Below are 23153 nucleotides of genomic sequence, written 5' to 3' on the forward strand. Positions count from 1 at the left end.
CGACGGGAGCTAATCGGGCCGCTATGAACAACATGACGTCGCGCACGCCGCTTATCCTCATCCTGTCCGCTACACTTTTGCTGGCAGCCATCGGCGCTTATCTGCTTTGGCCAAAAGATAGCATGTCCCTGCACGAACCAGCAGGCGCTGCAGCAGAGGAGGCCGCCAAGGCTGCAGCCGCAGCAGGTATGAACGCCGACGACCGCAAAGCGACCGAGGCAATTGTACGCGCATATATATTGGAAAATCCCGAAATTATCACAGAAGCCATTGGCGTCTTGCAAAAGCGTGAGGCAACGCAGCGCCTCTCCGCCGTGGGCGCTAAGCTGACCGAGCCCTTCCCCGGCGCGGAGTTCGGAAACCCCAATGGTGATGTCACGCTCGTCGAGTTCACCGATTATAATTGCGGATTTTGCCGTTCCAGCGTTGCAGATGTGCAAAAGCTTATCGATAGCGACAGCAACATACGCGTGGTCATCCGCGAGGTACCGATCCTCAGCGCGACCAGCCGCGATGCGGCCTTATGGGCACTCGCAGCCGCCAAGCAAGGCAAGTATAAGGCATTTCACGATGCCATGTTCAGCGGTGGACGCCCTGATGCCCAAAGCATCCGTGCCGCCGCTTCAAAAGCAGGGATGAACCTGGCCGCTGCCGAAAAATTTGCGCGCTCGCGCGAAGCGATTGCCGAGGTCGAAAGCAACATTGCGATCATGCAGCAAGTTGGCTTTGGCGGCACCCCGACCTTCATTATCGGTGACCAGATATTGGAAGGTGCGGTTGGCTTTGATGCCTTGAAAGCCGCGGTCGCGAAAGCGCGTAAAGCGGGTTAAGCTTTCTTTCCCTGCGCGATCACATACCATTCCACCGAGCCTTTACGGCTTGCCGGCGGCTTGGCGTGTTTGACCGTGGTGAAGTTGTTTTTCAATATGCTCAGCATCACCGGATCGGTTCCCCCCGCAAATACTTTCGCAACAAAATCGCCGCCGGGCTGCAAAACCTGAATCGCAAAATCGACCGCAGCTTCGACCAGACCCATCGTGCGTAAATGGTCGGTCTGTTTGTGACCGACGGTGTTGGCCGCCATATCTGACAAGATCAGGTCCGGAGCGCAGCCGAGTTCGGCAATCAACCTATCCGGCGCGCTGTCGTGCATGAAATCCATTTGGAGCAACACAACGCCTTCAAGCGGGTCGACCGGTAACAGGTCGATACCCACAATCGCTGCCTTTGGCTGTTGCCTGCGCACCACTTGTGCCCAACCGCCCGGCGCGACGCCCAAATCCACCACGGCTTTCTTGCCGCGCAATATGTGAAACTTCTCGTCCAACTCGACCAGCTTATATGCCGCGCGGCTGCGATAGCCCTCGCCATGCGCACGCTTCACATATGGGTCGTTCAACTGCCGCTCAAGCCAGCGGGTTGATCCAGCGGTACGCCGCTTGGCCGTCTTGACCTTCTGTTTACCAGCCAGTGTCCGGCCGGAATCTTTACCACCAAATAAATTGTCTGCCATTTTCAGTTCCGTCGATTTCTGCGCTTGGCGTCGCTCGCCATCAGCGCACGCAAAATGCCTTCGCGAATTCCGCGATCCGCAACGCCCAGCCGCTCACCGGGCCATATATCAAAAATAGCCTCAAGGATGGCGCAGCCGGCAACGACCAAGTCCGCGCGCTCATGCCCGATGGTCGGGAATTCAGCCCGGCCGTCTATATCGCGCCGCGCAAGCTCGCGGCTAATCTCGCGCATCGCGGCGGTCGGCAAATACAGCCCATCCACAGCGCGGCGGTCATAGCTGTTCAGTTTCAGATAGACGCTGGCAAGCGTCGTGACTGTTCCCGAAGTCCCCAAAAGCCTGCGGTCCCCGCCATCCTCCGGCAAGCGTGCAGCGAACTCGGCAAAGCTTGCCATCACCTTTGCACGCATCGCTGTGTAAATGGCGTTCAACTGCTCGGGCGTCTCGGCCTCCGCCCGTTCGCTTTCGGTCAACGAAACCACGCCCCATGGAACGCTCACCCAGTCTAATATTTCGGGGACAACACCACTTGTAGACACCAGCACAAGCTCGGTTGATCCGCCGCCAATGTCGAATATCAGCGCTGGGCCAGCCCCCTGCTCAAGCAAGGCATGGCATCCCATGACGGCCAGGCGCGCCTCTTCCTGTGGGCTGATGATGTCGAGATGAATACCGGTCTCGCGCTTCACGCGCTCGATAAATTGCGCGCCGTTGACGGCCTGACGGCATGCCTCAGTGGCGACGGACCTTGCCAGAACGACATTACGCTTTCTCAACTTCTCGGCGCATACCGAAAGTGCCTCAACCGCGCGGTCCATGGCCTCATCGCTCATCCGGCCTGTCGCGGTCAGCCCCTCGCCTAGCCTTACAACCCGCGAAAATGCATCGACGACGGTGAAATCCTCTCCGCCAGCCCGCGCGATCAGCAATCGGCAGTTGTTCGTTCCAAGGTCGAGCGCGGCATATGCTGTCCGATCAAGCCAGTTACGCCGCAAAGCCGCGTTATCGGCAGGAGCAAAGTCCTTGGCAGGTTTTGGAGACGGGCTGGATATGTGTGCACGCGCTGCGCCCTCAGCCGAAGCTTGCTGCAGTCTTGCAGCCTTGGGTGCCGCATTCTTGCGACGCGGCGGCTTTTTACGTTTACGCCCGCGTCCCTGTTGCGGCGATGGCGCGACATTCTCGCCCATAGCCGTACACTCACTTCTTATTTTCTATCCGGGCAGATGTGCTGCCGGTACCTGACACCTTGATAGGCGCTGCACGTTAAAAATTCAACATTTTTGAATATCGGCGCAACCGGCCAAATTCAGCGGCTTGACCGTGCACGGGCTCCAGCATATAGGCCCGCCTTCTGTTCCCCGGTCGTCTAACGGTAAGACTACGGACTCTGACTCCGTCTATTGAGGTTCGAATCCTTACCGGGGAACCAACCGCACGCGTCATCAAGATGTCGCTTGGTTTCGTTTCCACCAAATGTCAGACACGCGATGAAGCTGCGGTTCTCTGCGAAGCTTTACGAGATGGACGTTGCGCGTTCCTATTTGACGCGCGTGCCCGGCCAACGTTACGGTCAACAACATGGCACTTGGAACGCATGATTTCGTCTCTGATTCGCGCAATGACGCGATCCTCATCAACGTTAATGGTCAGCTCACGCCCCGTGCGCAGGCAATGGTCTCTGTCTTTGACAGCGGTTTCATGCTGGGTGACGGGGTTTGGGAGGGAATCCGCGTTCACGCCGGACGTATGGCCTTTTTGGACCAGCATCTTGACCGTTTGTGGGAAGGCGCAAAGGCAATTGCCATGGACATCGGCATTTCCCCCGCGGAAATGAAGGAACGCCTCTATGCCACCATAGACGCGAACCAGATGGACAAATGCCATATCCGGCTGATGGTCACGCGTGGTATCCGTTCAACGCCGTACCAAGATCCACGTGTGGTCGTCTCACCCGCAACCATTGTCATAATTGCCGAATATAAAGACCCGCTTCCTGCAACGGTTGATCGCGGCCTGTCGCTGTTTACCGTTCACGTCCGTCGCGGTGATCCGGCGGTGCAGGATCCCAAGCTCAATTCGCATAGCAAACTTAATTGCATCACTGCTTGCATTCAGGCGGCGCAAGCGGGCGCAGATGAAGCCTTGATGCTCGACCCGCACGGCTTTGTCGCCACATGCAATTCGACCCATTTCTTCATCGTCCGCAAGGGGGAAGTGTGGACCTCCACCGGTGATTATTGCCTCGCGGGCATCACGCGCGCCAACGTCATCCGCATCTGCCGGGAGAATGATATTCCTGTGTTCGAACGCAACTTCTCCATGACCGATGTCTATGGTGCCGATGAAGCTTTTGTCACCGGAACCTTTGCCGGGGTTGTTCCTGCACACACCATCGATGGCCGTGTCTTGACCGATGGAAAGGGGCCAGTCGTCGAACGTCTGCAAAATCTCTACCGCGCCTTCATCGAACGCGACGTCGCAGGTCAGAGCCGACCTTGACGCAGCGGATATGCATGTGGTCGGGACCACGAAACATCTCGACGGCTATGATGCGCAGCTTTTCGTCGCGCGCGGATTGCGTCGTCAGTGACGAACCCTTTTACGGCTGTTTCCTTGCACATAGCGGGGAGCCGCACCCCATGGCAGCAGACGTCATCGCCGATATGGATTGCGACTGGTCCAGCGTAGCCGCCCAGCTTTCCGGTCCGGCACCGGGAGGTGCGCCCCTGTGGTATCAAAAGCAGATGACCCACCATATGGTCGGCCCAATTCAACCCGATGATTTGACCAACTGCCGCCACGCCTTTCTGGTTCGCGAACCTGCCTATATGGTCGCTAGCTACCGCGTTAAGCGAGAGAGCGTGAACGTCGAAGACCTTGGTTACGCAACCCAGCGTGCGTTCTTTGATCGTATCGCCGATCGGACAGGCCATGCCCCACCCGTCGTCGATAGCGCGGACATTCTTAAAAATCCCGCGAAGACGTTGGCTTTGCTCTGCGATGCACTCAACATCGCATGGGATCCAGCCATGTTGTCATGGCCCGCTGGTATCCACCCAGAAGACGGCATTTGGGCAAGCCATTGGTATGACGCGGTCGCGGCCAGCACGGGCTTCCAAAAGCCAGATATACGCCCGCTCAACCTCGATGATGAAGCGCGCGCCGTCGCGGATGCCTGCATGGCCGACTATGAACATCTTGCCAAACATCGCATTGTTGCACCTTGATTTTTGGCCGCGCGCGTCATGCAGCGGCGGAACCATCGGATCATTCACCCACATGCAGTCGGCGGCCCCGCCCATATATTGACATTGATAATGTCAATATAGCGCATTACACATAATGCCGGACGATGACGGAAGGAACTACGGCCATGTATATCATCAACGGCGCACTCGGATCGCCTTATTCGATGAAGATGCGCGCGCTTATGCGCTATCGCCGCATCCCGCATTTGTGGGTGCATGGTGCAGATTCGCGCGATGCGTTGAGCAAGGTGAAGGCCCCCGTCATCCCCGTGATGGAATATCCCGATGGGACATTTCACAATGACTCGACGCCGCTGATCTATGATCTGGAGGCGCGGCATTCCGAACGCTCGGTCATCCCGGCCGATCCGGCACACGCCTTTATCGCGCATTTGATTGAGGATTTCGCCGATGAGTGGGTGACAAAGGCGATGTTTGGTTATCGCTGGCTGGAGGAAGTTGACCAGATCCAGATGAGCCGCTGGCTCGCGTTTGATGCCATGAAGGGCGGCGGCCTTGCGACCAGTCAGGGCTATGCCGAACAGTTCCGCGCGCGCCAGGTCGGCCGCATGGCGATTGTCGGCTGCGCGGCTGAAAACTTCCCGCTGATCGAGGCGTCAACCCGCGCGATTTTGGGTGCGCTGGAGGCGCATGTGGTGGACCAACATTGCTTGTTCGGTTCGCGGCCCAGCATGGCGGAGTTCGGGATGTACGGCCAATTGTCACAGCTGGGCGTTGACCCCACGGCGCAGGCGATGATGCGCAAAGATTTTCCCTACAGCTTCCGCTGGCTGCTGCATATTGATGATATGTCGGGAATAACGGGCGAATGGGATAAGGCAGATGCGCCCTTTGCGCCTATTATCACCGCTTGGTTGCAACAGGTGGGCGAAATCTACATGCCCTTCCTGCTCGCCAACGCAGCGGCGATTGAGGCTGGCGAAGATAGCTTCCACATCACCGCGATGGGCCTGCCCTACACGCAAGGTGTTTTCAAATATCAGGTGAAGTGCCTCGCTGATTTGCGCGCGCGCTATGCCGCGTTGGATGCTAATGCGCGGGGACGGATTGACCCGCTGCTCGCGCAGACGGGCTGTCTTGAGGCTTTGCTGAACCAATGAAGCTGAAAGGACCCGCAACCCTATTGACGGCGCTGGCGTTGCTCAGCCCAGCCACGCTTGGCGCACAGTCCGCGCCCGCAAAAGCCCCCAATATCGTCATCCTATTGGCCGATGATTGGGGCTTTAGCGATGTCGGGGCCTTCGGCGGGGAGATTGCGACGCCCAATATCGACGCGCTTGCCGCCAAGGGTGTGCGTTTTTCGAACTTCCATGTGGCAGGGTCGTGCTCGCCAACGCGCGCGATGCTGCAAACCGGCGTGATCAATCACCGCGCGGGTCTGGGCAATATGCCGGAGACAATTCCGCCGGAGCATCTCGGCAAACCGGGTTATGAGGCGCATCTGAACAATCGCGTCGTTACCATTGCGGACCAGCTGCGTGCGGGTGGTTACCGCACTTATTTGACCGGGAAATGGCATCTGGGCCACACAACCGATACCTTGCCGACGGCACGCGGCTATGACCACGCGCTCGCGCTTGCGCAATCGGGCGCCGACAATTTTGAAGATAAGCCCAATCTGCTGATTTATGACAAGACCGAGTGGAGTGACGATGGAAAGCCGGCCAAGCTGCCGAAGCGCTTTTACGCCTCAACGCTGATTGTCGACAAGATGATCGGCTATATTGATCGCGGCCGAGCGAGCGGAAAACCGTTTCTGGCATCCGTCAATTTCATCGCAAACCATATTCCGGTGCAGGCACGCGATGCGGACATTGCGGCTTATGCCGGGCGCTATAATGCGGGCTGGACCGCGCTACGCAAAGAGCGTCGCGCCGCAACGATTGCCAAAGGCGTGATGCCCGCGGACGTTGCGATGGTGACCATGGGCACCAGTGGTGACTGGTCGAAATTGTCGGCAGAGCAAAAGCGGCAACGTGCGGGCGCAATGGCCGCCTATGCTGCCATGGGCACGGCGATGGACCGTGAAATCGGCCGGTTGATCACCCATCTGAAGGCTATCGGTGAATATGAAAACACCATCTTCGTGTTTCTGTCGGACAATGGCGCAGAAGCGACTGATCCCATGAGCATGGGCGCATTTACGCGCTGGAACGCCAATCTACTCTATGATCAAAGCATCGCCCAACAGGGACGCCCGGGTTCGCTGACCGCGCAAGGTGCGGGATTTGCCAGTGCATCGGCATCGCCGCTGCGTGGATATAAGTTTACTGCGAACGAAGGTGGCCTGCGTGTTCCCATGATCATCGCTTGGCCGGGCAACCGGGCGATTAAGGGTGGCACCATTATATCGGGTTTTGCGCATGTCACCGATATGCCGCTGACTTTGCTAAAGCTGGCAGGCGTCGCGCCGCAGCAAGGCCGTTTTTCGGGACGCCGCGTCGAACCCATGATTGGGATGGACCTGACACCGATGCTCACAGGGGCTGCATCGTCCGTCCATTCGGCGGACAAGCCATTGGGCTATGAATTGTCGGGCAATGCGGTGTTGTTCAAAGGCGATTACAAGCTCGTCAAAAACCTGCCGCCTTATGGCGATGGCCGCTGGCGGCTGTACAACATTACCACCGACCCCGGCGAGACCAACGACCTGTCCGGTTCCGACCCGCAACGTTTTGCGGATATGCAATCCGATTACGCCGCCTTTGCCAAAGCAAACAATGTGCTGCCCATGCCGGACGGTTACACCGCGCCCAAACAGATTTTCACAAACGCCGTGCGCACCTTGCTGATACCTCGGCTTATCGAGTTGTGGCCGGTGGGCGGGCTATTATTGTTCGCAACAGCGGCTATGATCTGGTGGCGCAGACGGCGGCGAAGGGCAGCTTAACCGCCGGACCTCCGCCTAGGCCGCGATGAAATTGCGGATCAACGCGACCAGCTGTTCCGGCTGGTCTTCCTGACAGAAATGGCTGGCGTCGATCCGGCAATGCGGTTGCCCCTTTGCACCCGGAATACGGCGCTGAATTTCCGTATCGAGATGACCGAGCACCTTGTCCTGATTGCCAAAGCAGGTGAGCACCGGTTTGTCGAAGCGTTCAAGCTGTGCCCAAGCGGCAGAATTTTCCGCAACCGACAGATGGTCAGGGGTCACAGGCACGAGCACCGGAAACTGGCGCGCGCCGGCCTTGAAACCCTCATCTGGGAACGGCGCATCATAAGCGGCGATCTCGGCACTCGTCAGTGCGCGGTTACAGCCGCCATCAACGATCCGGCCGCTCTTGAATTCAGGCGTGGCCTGGCTGAATGCGCGCCAGCCATCGAAACCGGGACCGATATTCTCGCCAACGGGCAGATAGGTGTTTGAAATCACCAACCGCGCAAAACGATCCGGGAAAGCCGCAACCAACCGCAGCCCGATCAACCCGCCCCAATCCTGACAGAACAGCGTGATGATGTTGAGATCAAGCTGCGTCAGCCAGTCGCTCATCCACGCGACATGGCGTTCATAGCTATAATCGTCACGACTGGACGGCTTGTCAGACTTGCCAAAGCCAATCAAATCAGGTGCCAGCACGCGGTGCCCGGCAGCAGCGAGCGGGGGTATAAATTTGCGGTAGAGATAGGACCAGGTCGGCTCTCCATGCAGCAGCAGGATCGGCGCAGCGTCGCGGGGGCCTTCATCGACATAATGCAACCGCAAGGCTGGCGTGCCCTGCGTTTCAACCTCAACATAATGTGCCGCGAAGGGATAGTCCGGAAGGTCAGCGAAAGCCGCCTCGGGCGTGCGCAGGACCTGCATGACTATCGCACTTTTAGGATGCAGTCGACGAAGCCTTGCGGATCATTTTCCTGAATGAAGTGACCGCCCTTCAACGTGCAATGCGGCTGACCCGCTGTACCAGGAACACGGCCGATGAAACGGCTCTCGCCCCCGCGCGTGACGGGATCGCCGTCGCTGAAGCAGCACAGGAATGGCTTGTCCCATTTCTCAAACACTTCCCACGCACGTTTCTGGTCGGGGATCGCGACATTGTTCTCGAACGGAACGAAGCTCGGGAATATCCGCGCACCGGCCTTGTAGCGGCTGTCGGGGAACGGCGCGTCATACGCGGCGATCTCCGCCGCGCTGAGTGCACGCTTTGCCCCGGCGTTGACGATTCTGCCAATCGGGAAGAACGGGCTCCACTTGGAAAAGGCGCGCCAGATAGCAAAAGCGCGCGGTGGCGGGCCGCCTTCGGGCAATCCGCCATTGGACAGCACGACACTGGCAAAGCGATCGGGCATTTCTGCGACAAGGCGCAGACCGATCAGCGATCCCCAATCCTGACAGACGAGCGTCATGTTGCTCAAGCCAACCGCCTCAATCCACTGGCGCATCCAGCCAACATGGCGTGCATAGCTATAGTCGGTTTTTTTCGTGGGCTTGTCCGATTTACCCAAACCGATCAGGTCAGGCGCGACAACGCGAAAACCCGCCGCGACGACAGGGCCAATCATGTGACGGTACAAATAGCTCCAGCTTGGTTCGCCATGCATCATCAGCACCACCGGCGCATCGCGGGGGCCTTCGTCGACATAATGCACACGCAATGGCGTGCCGTCCGAGGGATCGGCAATCTCCACATAATTTGGCGCAAAAGGAAAATCGTCGATTGCGGCAAAGGCGCTGTCGGGTGTGCGTAGGACTTTCATGACTTCATCCCTAAAATTGGTGATATTGGCACTTAAAGTGTCATATTATCAATGGCGGGTCAAGACGCTGGCCCAGCCTTCTTCGTGTCGACAAGCCGGAACCCGATATGGTCGGTGCCCAGCCCGCGTTCCTGAAACTGACGCGCCGCAGGGCGATAGCGCGCGCAATAATTGGCGGCGCAGAGATAGGATCCGCCTTTTATGATATTAACGGGTTCACTGGCATCGGCGCGCGATCCGCTGCTGCGTGTCCATTCCCAGACATTGCCGATCATATCATACACACCGTATCCGTTCGGTTTGAAACAACCCACCGGCGCCCGGCCGATATAGCCGTCGGTATTCAGGTTTTTGACCGGGAAGACGCCTTGATAATAGTTCGCTTGCGGCTCGCCCTTTGCATCAACCGGCTCCGGCAACGCCACCGCACCGCCGCGCGCAGCATATTCCCACTGCGCCTCGCTCGGCAATTCCTTGCCAGCCCATTGCGCATAGGCCTCTGCATCCTGATAGGCAATCTGGACAACGGGTTCATTGTCGCGACCAACGATGGTCTCTTTCGGGCCGGAGGGATTTCGCCAGTGCGCCCCCACTACCCAGCGCCACCAACGCGGGTCGTCATCCGAGGGGATATTGAACACAGCAGAACCCGGGACCAACATTTCTGGCGGCGCACCGGACAGCTTGGGCGGATCGCGCTCCGATATGGTCTTGTAACCGGTCGCTTTTACAAACGCCGCGAATTGGGCGTTGGTCACTTCATGTGTGTCGATCCAAAACCCCTCAACAGCCACAGTCTGCGGCGGACCTTCCTCTGCATAATGCGCACCGTCCCCCATCACAAAGCTACCGCCCGGGACCCAGACCATTTCATTGTCTGGCAAACCAGTGCACATTGTTTCGGGCGGCGCATCTGCATCGCCGCAGCCAGACAGCAGCAGCACGAGACCAAAAGCGATACCAAAGCGTTGCATCAATCCTCCGGCATGCCGGACATGGCATCGCTCAGCAAACGACGCACAACGGCCTTGGCATCCTCAAACGGCAGTTCCTGATCATGCCTTAACAATCGCCATGTCTGGAAACTCAATATCACATTGAGGCTGCGGGTACCGACCACATCAGCCTTTACCGACACCGGCAAATGCGCCTCGGTACTGTCGGATTCGAGCCGCAGCATCCGGCGATAGTCCTGCATCAAATAGGGCGATTGGAAGCGTTTAAGATTGGCCGAAATCCGATAAGGCAGGATGGTTTCGAAAACCACTGCCCGCCGGTCAGCGATGTCGAACAGCTTTTCCTTCCAGCTAGCGCCGCTTGGTGGTTCGAGGATGATGGGCATCACCTGCGCCGCAATCACCTCCCCCATCTCACGGTACAGCTCGTCCATATCGTCAAAATGTCGGAAAACCGAGCGCAGCCCAACACCCGCAACCTCCGCAACACGCGCGGCGCTGGGTGCAACATCGCCCTTACCGACCAGATCCACCATCGCCGCGACTATCTTCGATCGGCTAGACCGGCTGCGTTCCCGCCGGCCATCGGCCAGCGGCGCTTCTGCGCGTGATGTCATTTTGTGCGATGCGTTGGTCATGGGGGCATGTTTTGCGGCAAACGGCCGCTGGTGCAAGCGACAAAAGCGATTGCAAATATATTTTGGCACAATTAATGCCAATAATATTCCGCCGCTTCGTTGCGGGACGCAAAAGACAATTGGGTGAAGGAAAAGACAAGGATGTCAAAAGCAGTCTTCATTTTGGCCGCGTCAGCCCTGCTGCTGTCCGCTGCACCGCTGTCGGCGCAAGACAATGTGCGCCAAGCGTGCATGCCCGATATTCGTAAATACTGCTCCGCAGAATTGGCGACTTTTAGCCGCGAAAATGTCCGCGCCTGCCTTATCAAAAATATCAAAAAGACGTCACCCGCCTGCCAAGAGGCAGCAAAAGCGCGGCGCGATGCCGAGCGCGCCAAAAAGAAGGGCAATTAGGCCATGACAGCATGGATAATCTGGGGAACCGCGGTGCTCGCCTATGGGCTGTTTCGGCTCTGGTATGACAATTGGTCAGGCCCACTGAAACCTGCCGAAATTGATGCGTTCCTCGCGCAAATGGCGGGGCGTTTCGAGGGCACTGGAAATAGCCAGCAGGTTATGCGGGCGTTCCTTGAAGCCGATGACGGCCGCGAGTTTGTCATGCTCAATCTGGTGAAAGCGCAGATGGAGCAGGTTGAGGACCCCAAAACCGGCCAAATGGTTCAAGGTTTCGATCTGCTGAAGCGCTATTCGCAACGCTTCATGCCGGCTCTGTTCCGCAATGGCGGCCATCCCGGCATGGTCGGACGCAAGGTTGGCGGATATATTGATGCTTGGAATACTGAGGCGGATCCCGATTGGACCGTCTTTGGCCTCATGCGTTACCGCAGCCGCCGCGACATGATAAAGCTGGTTAGGGACCCCGCGTTTATGGAGGGCCATCCCGATAAGCTGCTCGGTACGCTTGCGACATTTTCATTCCCGACACAGCGGGTCGTGTCGTTCTACGTCAGCCCGCGCGTCACGGTTGCGCTCATCTTGGCGCTTGCGGCGGCTCTTGCGCATCTGGCCGTTCTAACGGTCGCCGGATGAACGCTTTCCTGCCACCCAGTACAAATATCCACTATCGTGGATCACGTTACTCTGCGTGGTTTTTGGCATTATATGGCATTGGCTGGATCGTGCCGGGGATGATCCACAGCTTCCTGCCTGATGGCGGTGCGGGCGTGATTGCAGGGCTTGACCTCAGCCACAATCCAACGATGATTTTCGGCATGTTTGCCTGGGCGGGCGCGACGCAGATTGCGCACGGCATCGTCACCCTCTTGGTCGCACTGCGCTATCGCGCGCTCGTGCCGCTGTTGCTTTTGGTATCTCTGATCGAGCGCCTGTTGCTGAGCTGGTCGGGCTGGATAAAGCATGTGCCCGTCAGCGGCCATCACCCGCCCGAACATTATGCCAGCCTGATTTCGCTACCGATAATCCTATTGTTTCTGTGGCTATCCGTGCGGCGATCAAGCAAAATCCAACCGGAGAGCCCAAAATGAAAAAATGGACATGGATCGGGGCATTGGCGCTGTTGATCGGCGCGGGCTATTTGGGTTTTCAGCAATATAAAATCTACATTCCCGGCATCATCAGCGAATGGCGCGAACCGATTGGCGAAAACCGTCCCATTGCATGGGCGCAGGGTCCTGCGGTCGCTCCCTCCGGCCAACGTCCGCCCAACGTCATCCTGATTGTGGCAGACGATTTGGGCGTGAATGACATTTCGCTATACGGTGGCGGGGTTGCTGGTGGCGCGGTGCCGACCCCCAATATCGATTCCATAGCCAAACAGGGTGTCAGCTTTGCCAATGGCTATGCCGCCAATGCCACCTGTTCGCCTTCGCGCGCAGCGTTGATGACGGGGCGTTATCCGACACGGTTCGGTTTTGAATTTACCTCAATTCCAGCGGCATTTGCCTCAAATCTCGCGCATAATGGAGGGAACTCACCCTATCCGACCATCTATCATGAAGAGCTGAACCGCGACCTGCCGGCCTATGCCGACATGGGTGTGCCCAATGCGGAAATCATGTTGCCCGAAATACTGAAAGCGCAGGGGTATCACAATATCCACATCGGCAAATGGCATCTGGGTGAAGCCAAACCATTGCGGCCAACGTCGCAAGGCTTTGACGAAAGCCTTGGCATGCGGGCGGGCGGCGATTTGTTTATGGCCGAAGATGACCCGCAGGTCGTCAATGCAAAGCTGCCATGGGACCCGATCGACCGCTTCTTATGGGCGAACCTGCCATATGCGGTCTATTGGGGGGACAGTGCGCGTTTCCGTCCCAAAGGCCACCTGACCGACTACTTCACCGACAATGCACTGGCCGCAATTGACGCGAACAAGAACCGTCCCTTCTTCATGTATCTCGCCTATAATGCGCCGCATACGCCGCTGCAGGCGCTGAAATCGGACTATGACGCGCTGCCACAAATTAAGGACCATACCCAGCGCGTCTATGGCGCGATGATGCGTCAGCTTGACCGGCGGATTGGCGACGTGCTGCAAAAGTTGAAGGACACCGGGCTCGACAACAATACGCTTGTTATCTTTACCAGCGACAATGGCGGGGCTTGGTATACCGGTATCAAGGATCACAACACGCCCTATCGCGGGTATAAAGGCACCTTCTTTGAAGGCGGCATTCATGTGCCGATGATGATGCGCTGGCCGGGTAAGATTGCGCCGGGCACGGTTCGCAACGATGTCGCGCAGCATCTTGATATGTTCGCAACCATTGCAGCGGCAACCGGTGCGCGCGTGCCCAGCGATCGCAAAATGGACAGCTTCAACCTGTTTGGCACTGGACCGAAACGCGAAGTGACCTTCTGGCGTTCGGGGCATTACCGCGTGGTGCGCGCAGGCGACTGGAAATTGCAGGTTTCCGAACGTCCCAACAAAGTGTGGCTGTTCAACCTCGCCACCGATCCCACCGAGCAGGTCAATTTGGCGGCCAAGGATCCGGCGCGCGTGGCGGAACTGCGCAAGTTGATTGAAGCGCAAAACGCCGGTTTGCCCAAGCCTCTTTGGCCCGGCCTGCTTGAAGGCGCGATCCGGATTGATGTTCCGTTGAATGCGGCATGGAAAAAAGATCAGGAATATGTCTATTGGGCCAACTGATCGCGCAGTGATGTTTGCGGAAATTCAGCCTATGCCAGTCTGCACCGCAAAGGCGTTTTTCAATGCATCCAACACAGGGTCAGCCCCGCCATTTTTGAGCGTGATTGCGCTTACGTCATAGCGTGCCGCATAGCTTGGGTGCATCGGCACGACCGTCAGGCCGAGCGCACGCGCGTCCCTATGGGCGAACGAGGCTGGCAATAATGTAATCATGTCGCTTTCGGCGACCAACGCCAAGCACGAGACGAGACTGAGAACGCGGTAATGCGGAAAACCGGCGTTGCGATATTTTTCTTCTATGTCCGTTGGAATGGCAGAGCGGTAGATTTTCCCATAGCCGGGAATGGCCCATTTATATCGCAGCATCTCATCAATGCTAAAGTCGCGATTCAATGCGGGATGATCCTGACGCATAACCGCGACATAGGCCTCGTCGATTATCCGCCTTATCTGAAACAACCGCTTTTCGGGAATGGCGCTGACGGTCGTTGAATGGAAAAGCAGCAAGTCCGCTTCCCGCTGGCGCAACCGTGCTGCGGCGATGTCTAACGGAAGCGTTTCTGCCGTCACGCGGATGTTCGGATGCGACTTGTAAAATGCAGCAAGTGCAGGCGCCAATGATGCTTCGATCACCGCAGGGCCCGCAATCAGCCGCAGATGTCGGCTACCTGTTAAGACCTCATCGCCGATTTGGTCCGCTAGCGCCAAAAGTTCCTCTGCGCGTTGCGCAAGGCGGTTGCCGGCATCGGTGGGGACAACGCTGCGCGTGGTCCTGTTGAACAATTCTGCGCCAAGTTCTTGTTCAAGCAGCTGCACGGATTTGGTCAATGCCGAATGCGTCATGCCAAGCTCGCTGGCGGCGCGGCTGAAACTCTTGTGGCGATAAACCGCCACGAACCGGGACAGTCTGTTCAGATTAATGTTCATGTTCCAATAATTACATAATGTGCATTTATTATTCAATTTTTTAAATCGTTAACCAAACTATTCCTTGCATTAACCGCGGGAGAGAATTTTGTGACAGTAACGCAGCTCATCAACCAAAATTGGGTCATCATATCGCTTGCCGCTTTTGGGCTGGGCATTTTGTTTGAGCTGGGTGCCATTCGCTTCCTCAAACGTAAGGGCAACGTCCCGGCAAAAGACTCGTTGCTGTCCATATTTCTGGGGCTCGCAAGTGACCCGGTAAATGCCATCTTTGCGTTCATCACCACCGCTGCTTTATTTGCAGCGGCGCCCTTTGCGCTTGGTGAAATACCGATCACCTGGGGATCGTTCCTGCTGTGCTTCGTGCTCGATGATCTGCGATTTTACGTGCACCACCGCATATGCCACCGCGTCCGTTGGGGTTGGGCCATGCATGTGGTCCATCATTCATCCACCAATTTCAACATGCCCATTGCGCTGCGCCAAAGTTGGATGAAGCACTTTACCGGAACGATGATGCTCAAAATTCCGCTGATTTTAATCGGCTTTGATCCGGTATTGGTTGTTTTTTGCGGGATCCTTAACGCAACCTACCAATTCTTCCTCCACACCGAAACGATCGACCGTTTGCCACGGTGGTTTGAATATATCTTCAATACGCCAAGCCACCACAGGGTGCACCATGGCCGCAATCCAGAATATCTGGATGCCAATTTTGCCGGTACTTTGATCATCTGGGATCGCATGTTTGGCACATTCGTCGAGGAAGACCGCGCCGTGCCGGTGGACTATGGCTTGGTCAAAAATCTTGAGACGTTTAATCCATTCACGATCTTAACCCATGAATATGTCGGCATAGTGCAAGACGCATCGCAGCGCGGGTTGAGCCTGTGGCAGCGCTTTTGTTACATTTTTGCGCCGCCAGGCTGGAGTCATGATGGGTCACGATTGACGTCCGAAGACATTAAACGGGAGGCTGGTTTGCTCCCCAATGGCAATACGCCAGAATCCGTGACGAGCGTATAATGCCCGCCCATTACGCTTTATCCGACGCGGCCATTGTGTTGGTCACGATTTTTGCTGGCAATGCGCTTTGGCGAAATGGCCGACATTTACCGGCATTTGCGATGGCCTGCTTTGGCGTTGCAGCCTTGATAGGCGCAGTGCGTTTTGGAGCTGGTTTGCAGGATGCGCTCGCCGCATTGCATGCCGGCACGTCTCAATTGTTGGGCCTTGCGGGGGCCGTGGCCATATTGTCCAGCTATCTGTTCCGCCCCGCGGATAAACACATAATATCGATAATCGCAGTCATCCTGTGCGCCGCGACCGCGATTTTTTTGTTCGCGCAACCTTTGCTCGGCCCTGTTTTCCTATTGGCGTTAGTGATCGTGTTTTTTGCCTCAATCGTGCGACCCGGCCCGTCGGGGCGGTCTTGGCTTGTGCCAATTGGTTGCGCCGTAATGCTTGCAAATACTTTGCTCATTCGGCGTGCAGCGTGGTTGGATGAGGCTGTGGCGTGGCACATATATCATGTGCTCATTGCCGTAGCTCTGGCTGCACTCGCAAAGGGTTTGATGACCACCGAACGGCGCGCGCACTGATCCAGCCTCGGTTTATGCGCGCCGCAATGGTCTATAATTGACGCGCAATCTCGATCAGATCCGCGTCGCTTGGCGTCCAATCGCTCGCCATTATGCCACCCGCACTGAACAAGGCAGCAGATATGCCGCGTGCCCCTGCTTGCGCCCATGTTGCTTTCAAAACCTCTGCCAAAGGATCATCAACAAAGCCGTTGTCGCCGCGAATATGGCATAGCCACCCGCTGATGGCGGTCAGGATAGACGGGCATCGTTTGCCCTTCGCCTGTTGGCTGGCCAGCGTTGCCAACCAGCGCTGGGGGATTTTCTGGCTGCCATCCATCGCAATTTGAATGAGCCGGTGGTTGAGCGCGGGGTTTTGAAACCGCGCGATCAATGCATCGGCATATGCGTTGAGATCCTGTCCCGGAGCGGGCTCCAGACTGGTCGCGGCTTCGTCGCGCATCAATGTGTTTGCCAATGCCGCCAATTCAGGATCAGCGATGGCCTGATGCACAAATTCATGGCCGCGCTTCAAACCCAAATAGGCAAGCGCGGAATGCGCACCGTTGAGCAGACGCAGCTTGGCCTCTTCATACGCATGGACATTTGATGTCATCAACGCGCCATGTTTTTCCCAAGCTGGCCGCGGCCCCGCAAAATTGTCTTCGATCACCCATTGGCTGAACGGTTCTGTCACCACCATCGCATCGTCGCGCAGGCCCGTAAGCGCTGCGATGCTTGTCCGGTCAGCTTCGGTGGTTGCCGGAACGATACGGTCGACCATCGTCGATGGGCACGCACATTTGTCCTCGAACCAGCTGACAAGCTCCGCCGCATGACGATGGAGATATGCGATCATCAGTCGTTTCAACTGCGCGCCATTGCCCGCAAGATTATCGCAACTCATCAGCGTCAGGCCGGGTGATCCGGCATCACGCCGCTGCCGGAATGCTTCCGCCAGATAGGCATATACCGAACCTTTATCCGCAACATCAAAGTCGATTGTGCCGTCTGGCGCGCGACAATAACCTTTTTCAGTGATGGTGAAGCTGACGATATGGGTGGCTGGATTGGCCAAGGCCGCGATAAGCCGGTCGCGTTCCTCCGCAGCGACGATCACATCTGCAACCGAACCGATGACGCGGACTTTGCTGCCGTCTGCGCTCTGTTCGACCAGCGCATAGAGGCCATCTTGCGGACGCATTTGGTCGCGCACATTGGCGGAACGCAGCGACACCCCCAAGATGCGCCAATCACCGCTTTCTGCGGCCATTGCATCGTCGGTATAGGCTGCCTGATGCGCGCGATGAAACGCGCCAATACCGAAATGCACAATGCCAATGCCGCGTGCGCTGCGGTCATATGCTGGCTGTGTCACCGCCACGGGCAAATGCGCGAGATTGGCGTCAGAAAGCCTCATAATTTATACGCTGCTTTTGCCAGATTATAGCTCAGGTCCACCGCAAGCTCGGCGGCTTCCCATTCTTCCATGCGGTGTTCAGCAACCAATTGCGCCAGGAAGCCGCAATCGATCCGGCGGGCAACATCGTGGCGCGCTGGTATCGACAAGAAGGCGCGGGTGTCGTCGTTAAAGCCGACAGTATTGTAGAAACCGGCGGTTTCCGTCATCTGGTTGCGGAAGCGACGCATCCCTTCAGGGCTGTCATGGAACCACCATGCAGGCCCAAGCTTCAGCGCAGGATAATGCCCCGCCAACGGTGCCAGTTCGCGCGCATACGCGGTCTCGTCCAGCGTAAAGAGGATGATTGTCAGCTCGGCATTATTACCATGCTTGGCCAGCAATGGGTGCAGTTCATGCACATAGCCAGTGGACGTCGGAATATCCGCCCCCTTGTCGCGTCCGAATTGATGGAACAGCGATGGGTTGTGGTTGCGGAACGCACCGGGATGAATTTGCATCACCAAGCCGTCGTCGACGCTCATGCCCGCCATTTCGGTCAACATCTGCGCGCGGAACAATTCTGCGTCAGCGGCGGAGCATGATCCACGCACCACGCGGGCGAACAGCGCCTCTGCCTCGGCCGGCGACAAATCCGCCGTACGCGCGGTCGGATGACCATGATCGGTGGACGTCGCGCCCATAGATGCAAAGAAGTCGCGGCGCTGGCGGTGCGCAGCCAGATACCCCCTCCAGCTAAAACAATCCTCACCCGTCAATGCCGAAAGGGTTTTCAGATTATCGACAAAGCCTTCGAATTCAGGGTCAATAACCGGATCAGGGCGGTACGCCGTTATAACACGGCCGGACCAGCCGCTGTCGCGTATCGCTTGATGGTGGCGCAAATCGTCGAGGGGGTTCTCGGTTGTGGCTATAACCTCAATATTATAGCGTTCGAACAATGCCCGCGGCCGAAATGCACTGGTTTCGAGCTTTGCGGTAATCTCGTCATAATAATGATCTGACGTGTCGGCCGACAACAGAACGTCCAAGCCAAAGCTTTCGGCAAAGACCCAGTCGAGCCACATACGCGAGGGCGTTCCCCGGAACAGATGATAGCGTTCGGCAAACAGCCGCCAGCTTTCGCGCGGGTCCGCATCGGCATTGCGGATACCCAACGCCTCAAGCGGAACACCTTGCGAGTATAACATGCGCAGGACGTAATGATCGGGATGCAGAAGCAATTCTGTCGCATTGCCAAAAGACGCATCAGTCGCCCACCATTCGGGATCGGTATGGCCATGTGGGCTGATGATCGGCAAGCCAGCGACTTCGGCGTATAGCCGGCGGGCGATATCCCGAACGGCAGAATCCGTCGGGAAAAGCCGGTCAGGATGAAGTTTCAAGGGCGTAGTCACGTTAAAGCCTCATAGGTAAAATTGCGAAAGCGGACTTCGCCTTGTCCGGCGGCATAGAGCGCTGGACGCAGCGAAAGGAAATCATAAGCGACATTATGGTGATAGCCCGATACTTCCATTTGGACGTCGAACTTGCGCCATGTCTTGCGGCCATCATCGCTGGTGTGGATGGTCAGGATGTTGCGGTCATTGGTCAAACGGATCGACAGTTTTGACACAGCGCTGCCGCCGGGGTCACGTTGACCAGGAATGGCGCCGCGCGGCCGTTGCAGGCCATAGCGATGCATGACAAGGCCCTTACTGCCAAAACCCAATCCTGCATAAAGCCGGCGATTGTAGAACAGCAATATACCGCCTTCCGCGCCGGGATCGGCCTCAATATCCACAATGACGCGATACGCCTGATCCCCTGCCAACGCGCATAAGGGCGAGCAATCTGACGGCGTCTTGCCCTTAGCCGCCATATGCAAGGTGCCGCCAACCCGTTTCAGCCTATTGGCTTCTTCATTGGCGGGATCATAAAACGCCCACTGCACGCCCATTTTGTCCGTCGAAAAATCATCCGACAATGGCGCACCATGTGGTTGAGGGCCAATGTCCCGCGGCTTTTTGATCGGGCGGGACAGATCACCACCCAATGGACGCGGCCAGCCATCAGCGTCCCATTTTACGGGCTCAAGCAGCGTCTGCCGGCCCAAGGTCCAATAGCCATTTTCATAGCCATGATACATCATCCAATATGTGCCACCCGGGCCTTCGAACAATGTAGCATGGCCGCGCGACCACCATTTTTCACGCGCTGATAAAGTCCGGATTAACGGATTGCGCGGACAATTCTCCCAAGGGCCAGCAAGCGATTTGCTGCGCGCCATGATGACCATATGGCCAGTGGGCGGGCCAGCGGTGCCGCCCACTGCAGTCGTCATATACCAATAGTCACCGCGCTTCATGATCTTCGGGCCTTCGGGCGCGAATGTTTCAACCACCCATTCTTCGGGATAACGCCACGGGTCGTAGACATGCTCGACATTGCCGACGGTCGATAAGCCGTCGCCTGATAGCTGAACACGGTCTCCACCGGACAGGAACAGCCAACGCGTGCCGTCATCGTCTGCGACATGCGCGGGGTCGATATGCAGAGGCAAATTCAGGTCAACCGGGTCGCTCCACGGCCCCTCGATCTTGTCCGCGGTGATGACGTAGATCGATTTTTTTTCGGGTGTTCGCGCCGGAATGTAGCAATAGAAACGGCCGCCATGCTTCACCAGATCTGGAGCCCACACCGAACCAATTGGCTTTGTTAGCGCGGCGGTAACGGGTCGCCAGTTCACAAGGTCGCGGCTGTGCCAAATGACAATGCCGGGATATGCGTCAAAGGTGGAAAAAGTGAGATAATAATCCTCTCCATCACACACCAAAGACGGATCAGGATGATCGCCCGCAAAAATCGGGTTAAGGAATTTGCCGTTGCCCAAATCTGCACGGCGCTGGCCTTCAAATCCCTTCGCCCAACGCATCGCTGCATGTGGATCAAGGCTGGATGTAGCGGCCGACCCTTGGGCGCGGGCTGCGTAAGGCAGCAGTGGCGCGGATCCCAAAAGCAAAAGGCTCGTGCGGCGGCTGATCATCGCTTCATTCCTTTTAAATTGGACTAGGGTAACCGGTGTCATTCACACTTTGCTGTGAAGACTTCTGCCTGTCAATGGAACACCGCATGAAGATCTGGTTCCAACCCTCAGACGGGTTCAAGCGGCCTCGATTGCTGTGGCATCGGCCAGTGGCAGTTCAATAATGAACCGTGCGCCTTTACGGCTCGATTTGGCGCGCAAAACGCCGCCCATGTCGCGGATGATGCCATAGCTTATCGATAGTCCAAGCCCGGTCCCTTCCTTGGGCGGCTTAGTCGTAAAGAAGGGTTCGAATATCTTGGGCAAGACATCTGGGGGGATGCCGGGGCCGTTGTCCGCCACTATGATCACCGCCGACCGCTCATTGCGATCAATGGTGATTTTTATCTCACCTTCTGCGCTATCGCCGACATCATGCCGACTATGAATGGCATCATTAGCATTGATGAACAGATTCAGAAGAACCTGCTCCAGCATCACGGGTAACGCCCGAACGTAGATGTCGGATGCTTTCACTTCAGTGATCAGTTGTGTCCCGTCGAGCTCCATCTGTGGTTCGGCCATTAAGATGGCCGCTTCAACCGTATGTTGAATATTGATTGCGGACGGTGCTTCCTTCGACGTCCGGCCAAATATCCGCATCTGCAGCAAAATGGCAGAGGCACGTTCGACCTGCGCCAGAACATTTTCAAGCTTGGGAATGAACTTTTCCGCGTCCAAGCGCCCCCGAACCGCGTTTTCACGCAAGTTTGATGCTGCCATTTTGATGAAGTTCAACGGCTGGTTTAACTCATGCGCCGTACCCGAAATCATCCGGCCAAGGCTTGCCATCTTGTCCGATTGCAAAAGCTGATCCTCGGATGCCTTTCGCTCGGAAATATCCATGATGATGCCAACGGCTTCTTGCTCTGCCCCCTGCGCCGTGGGCTCCACGGATAGCGTGTCATATACCCAGACATAGCTGCCGTTTTTGTGCCGGAGGCGATATTCAGCCGCGTACACTTTTCCCGGCTCCAAATGTCTAAACGCAGCCATGCAGTAATCATAGTCGTCCGGATGAATGGAACTGCTCCACCATTTTTCCGTCAAACCTTCGGCCGTCGAATAGCCCAGCATTTGTTCAAGTGACGGGCTGACATAGGTCATGTCCGTCCCTTCGCCATTCGCGACGTCAACGGCATAGACGATGATCGGAGCATGCTGCGCGATGCTGTTCAGCCGGCGTTGATAGCTTGCCAACGCGCCGCGCTCGCGTCCGAACGAAGCCGCTGCAATCGCTATCGTTCCCGAAATCTCGCTAACTTCCTCAATAAATATCTGGTCGGACGCAGGTTGCCCCGCCTCAAACTGCGTAAGGTCTGCTGCTGACTGCGACACACGCCGCAATATTTTCGACGCCTTCTTGCTCATACGCGATGCAAGCAGCCCAATCAGAAAAACAAATGCGATGAGCGCAACAAATTGAAGCAGTTGTCCCTTGCGCGCCTTAAGCACCGCCGGTGCCAGCGGAAGCACTGACGCAACTTGCCATTCAGGCAGCGCAGCGATGGGTCCCACGCGAACGATTTGCGAGTCACGCAGATCGTAAGTGATTGCACGCCTATAATCGACGTCACTTATAAGAACCGGTTTCGTAACTGCAGTCGCCTGCTGGCTTTGGGGCATGGAACCGACAAGGGTGCGCACGTTCGTGGTGACATGAGTCAGGGCGAACGTCCCTTGAGCAGGGCTGATCACAAAAATATTGTCCATGAAATGCTGGCCGGGGATTTCGACAAGGTCATGCAACGTTGCCGGTCGTAATATTGCGACAATATAGTCCGCTTTGCCGTTTCGAACATGTGGAACGACCAATGCAAAATCGACATTCGATCGCGCTGGCCCAAGATTTAACGCAACCAAGCGCGCACGCTTGTCCGTCAAAGGCGATAAATCCGCTTTGGCCCTCGTTGCTCCGATAACCGAACCACCTTCAGCCGATGCAAATGCCGCCAGGCTTTGATTGGGGGCCAAGACAGCAA

The 23153-nt window shown here is 56.8% G+C and carries 22 protein-coding genes and 1 tRNA gene; 12 read left to right on the top strand and 11 right to left on the bottom strand.

The window, feature by feature from the left end:
- The first annotated feature begins 23 nt into the window (after nt 1-23).
- Nucleotides 24-830 carry a DsbA family protein gene (locus ACIQ0G_RS01245; protein WP_397576335.1) on the top strand — a complete coding sequence of 269 codons (807 nt, stop codon included), beginning with the start codon at nt 24-26 and terminating at the stop codon, nt 828-830.
- Here the strand turns inward: ACIQ0G_RS01245 and ACIQ0G_RS01250 are convergent.
- The gene (locus ACIQ0G_RS01250) at nt 827-1513 is read right to left on the bottom strand and encodes an RlmE family RNA methyltransferase (RefSeq protein ID WP_395634884.1); all 687 of its coding nucleotides are present in this window, start codon (nt 1511-1513) and stop codon (nt 827-829) included. The two genes, ACIQ0G_RS01245 and ACIQ0G_RS01250, sit on opposite strands and share 4 nt — an antisense overlap.
- 2 nt (nt 1514-1515) lie before the next feature.
- Nucleotides 1516-2700 (bottom strand): Ppx/GppA phosphatase family protein, encoded by a 1185-nt coding sequence (locus tag ACIQ0G_RS01255; protein ID WP_397576336.1) that lies wholly within the window; start codon nt 2698-2700, stop codon nt 1516-1518.
- 168 nt (nt 2701-2868) lie between these two features.
- On the opposite strand from ACIQ0G_RS01255, the gene ACIQ0G_RS01260 reads away from it, so the two are divergent.
- From ACIQ0G_RS01260 to ACIQ0G_RS01280, 5 genes are all read left to right on the top strand, one after another.
- A tRNA-Gln gene (locus ACIQ0G_RS01260) sits at nt 2869-2942 on the top strand.
- Between the two features lie 149 nt (nt 2943-3091).
- The gene (locus tag ACIQ0G_RS01265) at nt 3092-4012 is read left to right on the top strand and encodes an aminotransferase class IV (protein WP_397576337.1); all 921 of its coding nucleotides are present in this window, start codon (nt 3092-3094) and stop codon (nt 4010-4012) included.
- A gap of 14 nt (nt 4013-4026) precedes the next feature.
- Nucleotides 4027-4740: an HAD family hydrolase gene (locus ACIQ0G_RS01270; RefSeq protein WP_397576355.1), complete on the top strand. Its 714-nt coding sequence runs from the start codon at nt 4027-4029 to the stop codon at nt 4738-4740.
- 146 nt (nt 4741-4886) lie between these two features.
- Nucleotides 4887-5882 carry a glutathione S-transferase N-terminal domain-containing protein gene (locus ACIQ0G_RS01275; protein WP_397576338.1) on the top strand — a complete coding sequence of 332 codons (996 nt, stop codon included), beginning with the start codon at nt 4887-4889 and terminating at the stop codon, nt 5880-5882.
- Nucleotides 5879-7672 carry an arylsulfatase gene (locus ACIQ0G_RS01280; protein WP_397576339.1) on the top strand — a complete coding sequence of 598 codons (1794 nt, stop codon included), beginning with the start codon at nt 5879-5881 and terminating at the stop codon, nt 7670-7672. The genes ACIQ0G_RS01275 and ACIQ0G_RS01280 overlap by 4 nt, the downstream gene beginning before the upstream one ends.
- A gap of 15 nt (nt 7673-7687) precedes the next feature.
- On the opposite strand, the gene ACIQ0G_RS01285 is transcribed toward ACIQ0G_RS01280, so the two are convergent.
- Genes ACIQ0G_RS01285 through ACIQ0G_RS01300 form a run of 4 tightly spaced genes read right to left on the bottom strand, consistent with a single transcriptional unit; the run spans nt 7688 to nt 11071 of the window.
- The gene (locus ACIQ0G_RS01285) at nt 7688-8584 is read right to left on the bottom strand and encodes a haloalkane dehalogenase (RefSeq protein WP_397576340.1); all 897 of its coding nucleotides are present in this window, start codon (nt 8582-8584) and stop codon (nt 7688-7690) included.
- A gap of 2 nt (nt 8585-8586) precedes the next feature.
- Entirely contained in the window at nt 8587-9477 is an 891-nt protein-coding gene (locus ACIQ0G_RS01290; RefSeq protein ID WP_397576341.1) for a haloalkane dehalogenase, read from the bottom strand.
- A 59-nt stretch (nt 9478-9536) separates the two neighbouring features.
- A complete protein-coding gene (locus tag ACIQ0G_RS01295) occupies nt 9537-10451 on the bottom strand; it encodes a formylglycine-generating enzyme family protein (RefSeq protein WP_397576342.1) in 915 nt (304 codons plus the stop codon).
- Nucleotides 10451-11071, bottom strand: coding sequence for a TetR/AcrR family transcriptional regulator (locus tag ACIQ0G_RS01300; protein ID WP_397576343.1), 621 nt, complete (start codon nt 11069-11071; stop codon nt 10451-10453). Before ACIQ0G_RS01300 ends, ACIQ0G_RS01295 begins: the two co-directional genes overlap by 1 nt.
- 141 nt (nt 11072-11212) lie before the next feature.
- Between ACIQ0G_RS01300 and ACIQ0G_RS01305 the strand changes: the two genes are divergently transcribed.
- The 4 genes from ACIQ0G_RS01305 to ACIQ0G_RS01320 are packed head-to-tail and all read left to right on the top strand — an operon-like array spanning nt 11213 to nt 14180.
- Nucleotides 11213-11464 carry a hypothetical protein gene (locus tag ACIQ0G_RS01305; protein WP_397576344.1) on the top strand — a complete coding sequence of 84 codons (252 nt, stop codon included), beginning with the start codon at nt 11213-11215 and terminating at the stop codon, nt 11462-11464.
- Nucleotides 11465-11467: 3 nt separating this feature from the next.
- Nucleotides 11468-12100: a hypothetical protein gene (locus tag ACIQ0G_RS01310; protein ID WP_397576345.1), complete on the top strand. Its 633-nt coding sequence runs from the start codon at nt 11468-11470 to the stop codon at nt 12098-12100.
- Nucleotides 12097-12555, top strand: coding sequence for a hypothetical protein (locus ACIQ0G_RS01315; RefSeq protein WP_397576346.1), 459 nt, complete (start codon nt 12097-12099; stop codon nt 12553-12555). The genes ACIQ0G_RS01310 and ACIQ0G_RS01315 overlap by 4 nt, the downstream gene beginning before the upstream one ends.
- Nucleotides 12552-14180: a sulfatase-like hydrolase/transferase gene (locus ACIQ0G_RS01320; RefSeq protein ID WP_397576347.1), complete on the top strand. Its 1629-nt coding sequence runs from the start codon at nt 12552-12554 to the stop codon at nt 14178-14180. The genes ACIQ0G_RS01315 and ACIQ0G_RS01320 overlap by 4 nt, the downstream gene beginning before the upstream one ends.
- A gap of 24 nt (nt 14181-14204) precedes the next feature.
- Here the strand turns inward: ACIQ0G_RS01320 and ACIQ0G_RS01325 are convergent, their stop codons facing one another.
- Nucleotides 14205-15107: a LysR family transcriptional regulator gene (locus tag ACIQ0G_RS01325; protein ID WP_397576348.1), complete on the bottom strand. Its 903-nt coding sequence runs from the start codon at nt 15105-15107 to the stop codon at nt 14205-14207.
- 90 nt (nt 15108-15197) lie between these two features.
- Here ACIQ0G_RS01325 and ACIQ0G_RS01330 point away from each other — a divergent pair, with 90 nt between their 5' ends.
- Nucleotides 15198-16133, top strand: a complete 936-nt coding sequence (locus ACIQ0G_RS01330; protein WP_397576349.1) for a sterol desaturase family protein — start codon at nt 15198-15200, stop codon at nt 16131-16133.
- Nucleotides 16133-16708, top strand: a complete 576-nt coding sequence (locus tag ACIQ0G_RS01335) for a hypothetical protein (protein ID WP_397576350.1) — start codon at nt 16133-16135, stop codon at nt 16706-16708. The genes ACIQ0G_RS01330 and ACIQ0G_RS01335 overlap by 1 nt, the downstream gene beginning before the upstream one ends.
- 31 nt (nt 16709-16739) lie before the next feature.
- On the opposite strand, the gene ACIQ0G_RS01340 is transcribed toward ACIQ0G_RS01335, so the two are convergent.
- The 4 genes from ACIQ0G_RS01340 to ACIQ0G_RS01355 form a co-directional block, all read right to left on the bottom strand.
- Nucleotides 16740-18107 (bottom strand): mannitol dehydrogenase family protein, encoded by a 1368-nt coding sequence (locus ACIQ0G_RS01340; protein WP_397576351.1) that lies wholly within the window; start codon nt 18105-18107, stop codon nt 16740-16742.
- A complete protein-coding gene (gene uxaC, locus ACIQ0G_RS01345) occupies nt 18104-19504 on the bottom strand; it encodes a glucuronate isomerase (protein ID WP_397576352.1) in 1401 nt (466 codons plus the stop codon). The genes ACIQ0G_RS01340 and uxaC overlap by 4 nt, the downstream gene beginning before the upstream one ends.
- Complete coding sequence (locus tag ACIQ0G_RS01350; RefSeq protein ID WP_397576353.1) at nt 19501-21132, bottom strand: family 43 glycosylhydrolase; 1632 nt, start codon at nt 21130-21132, stop codon at nt 19501-19503. The genes uxaC and ACIQ0G_RS01350 overlap by 4 nt, the downstream gene beginning before the upstream one ends.
- Before the next feature lie 117 nt (nt 21133-21249).
- Nucleotides 21250-23153: ATP-binding protein (locus ACIQ0G_RS01355; protein WP_397576354.1), on the bottom strand; the 1904-nt coding region annotated here is incomplete at its 5' end.

This window comes from Sphingorhabdus sp. (assembly GCF_044354325.1).
Lineage (GTDB): Bacteria > Pseudomonadota > Alphaproteobacteria > Sphingomonadales > Sphingomonadaceae > Sphingorhabdus_B.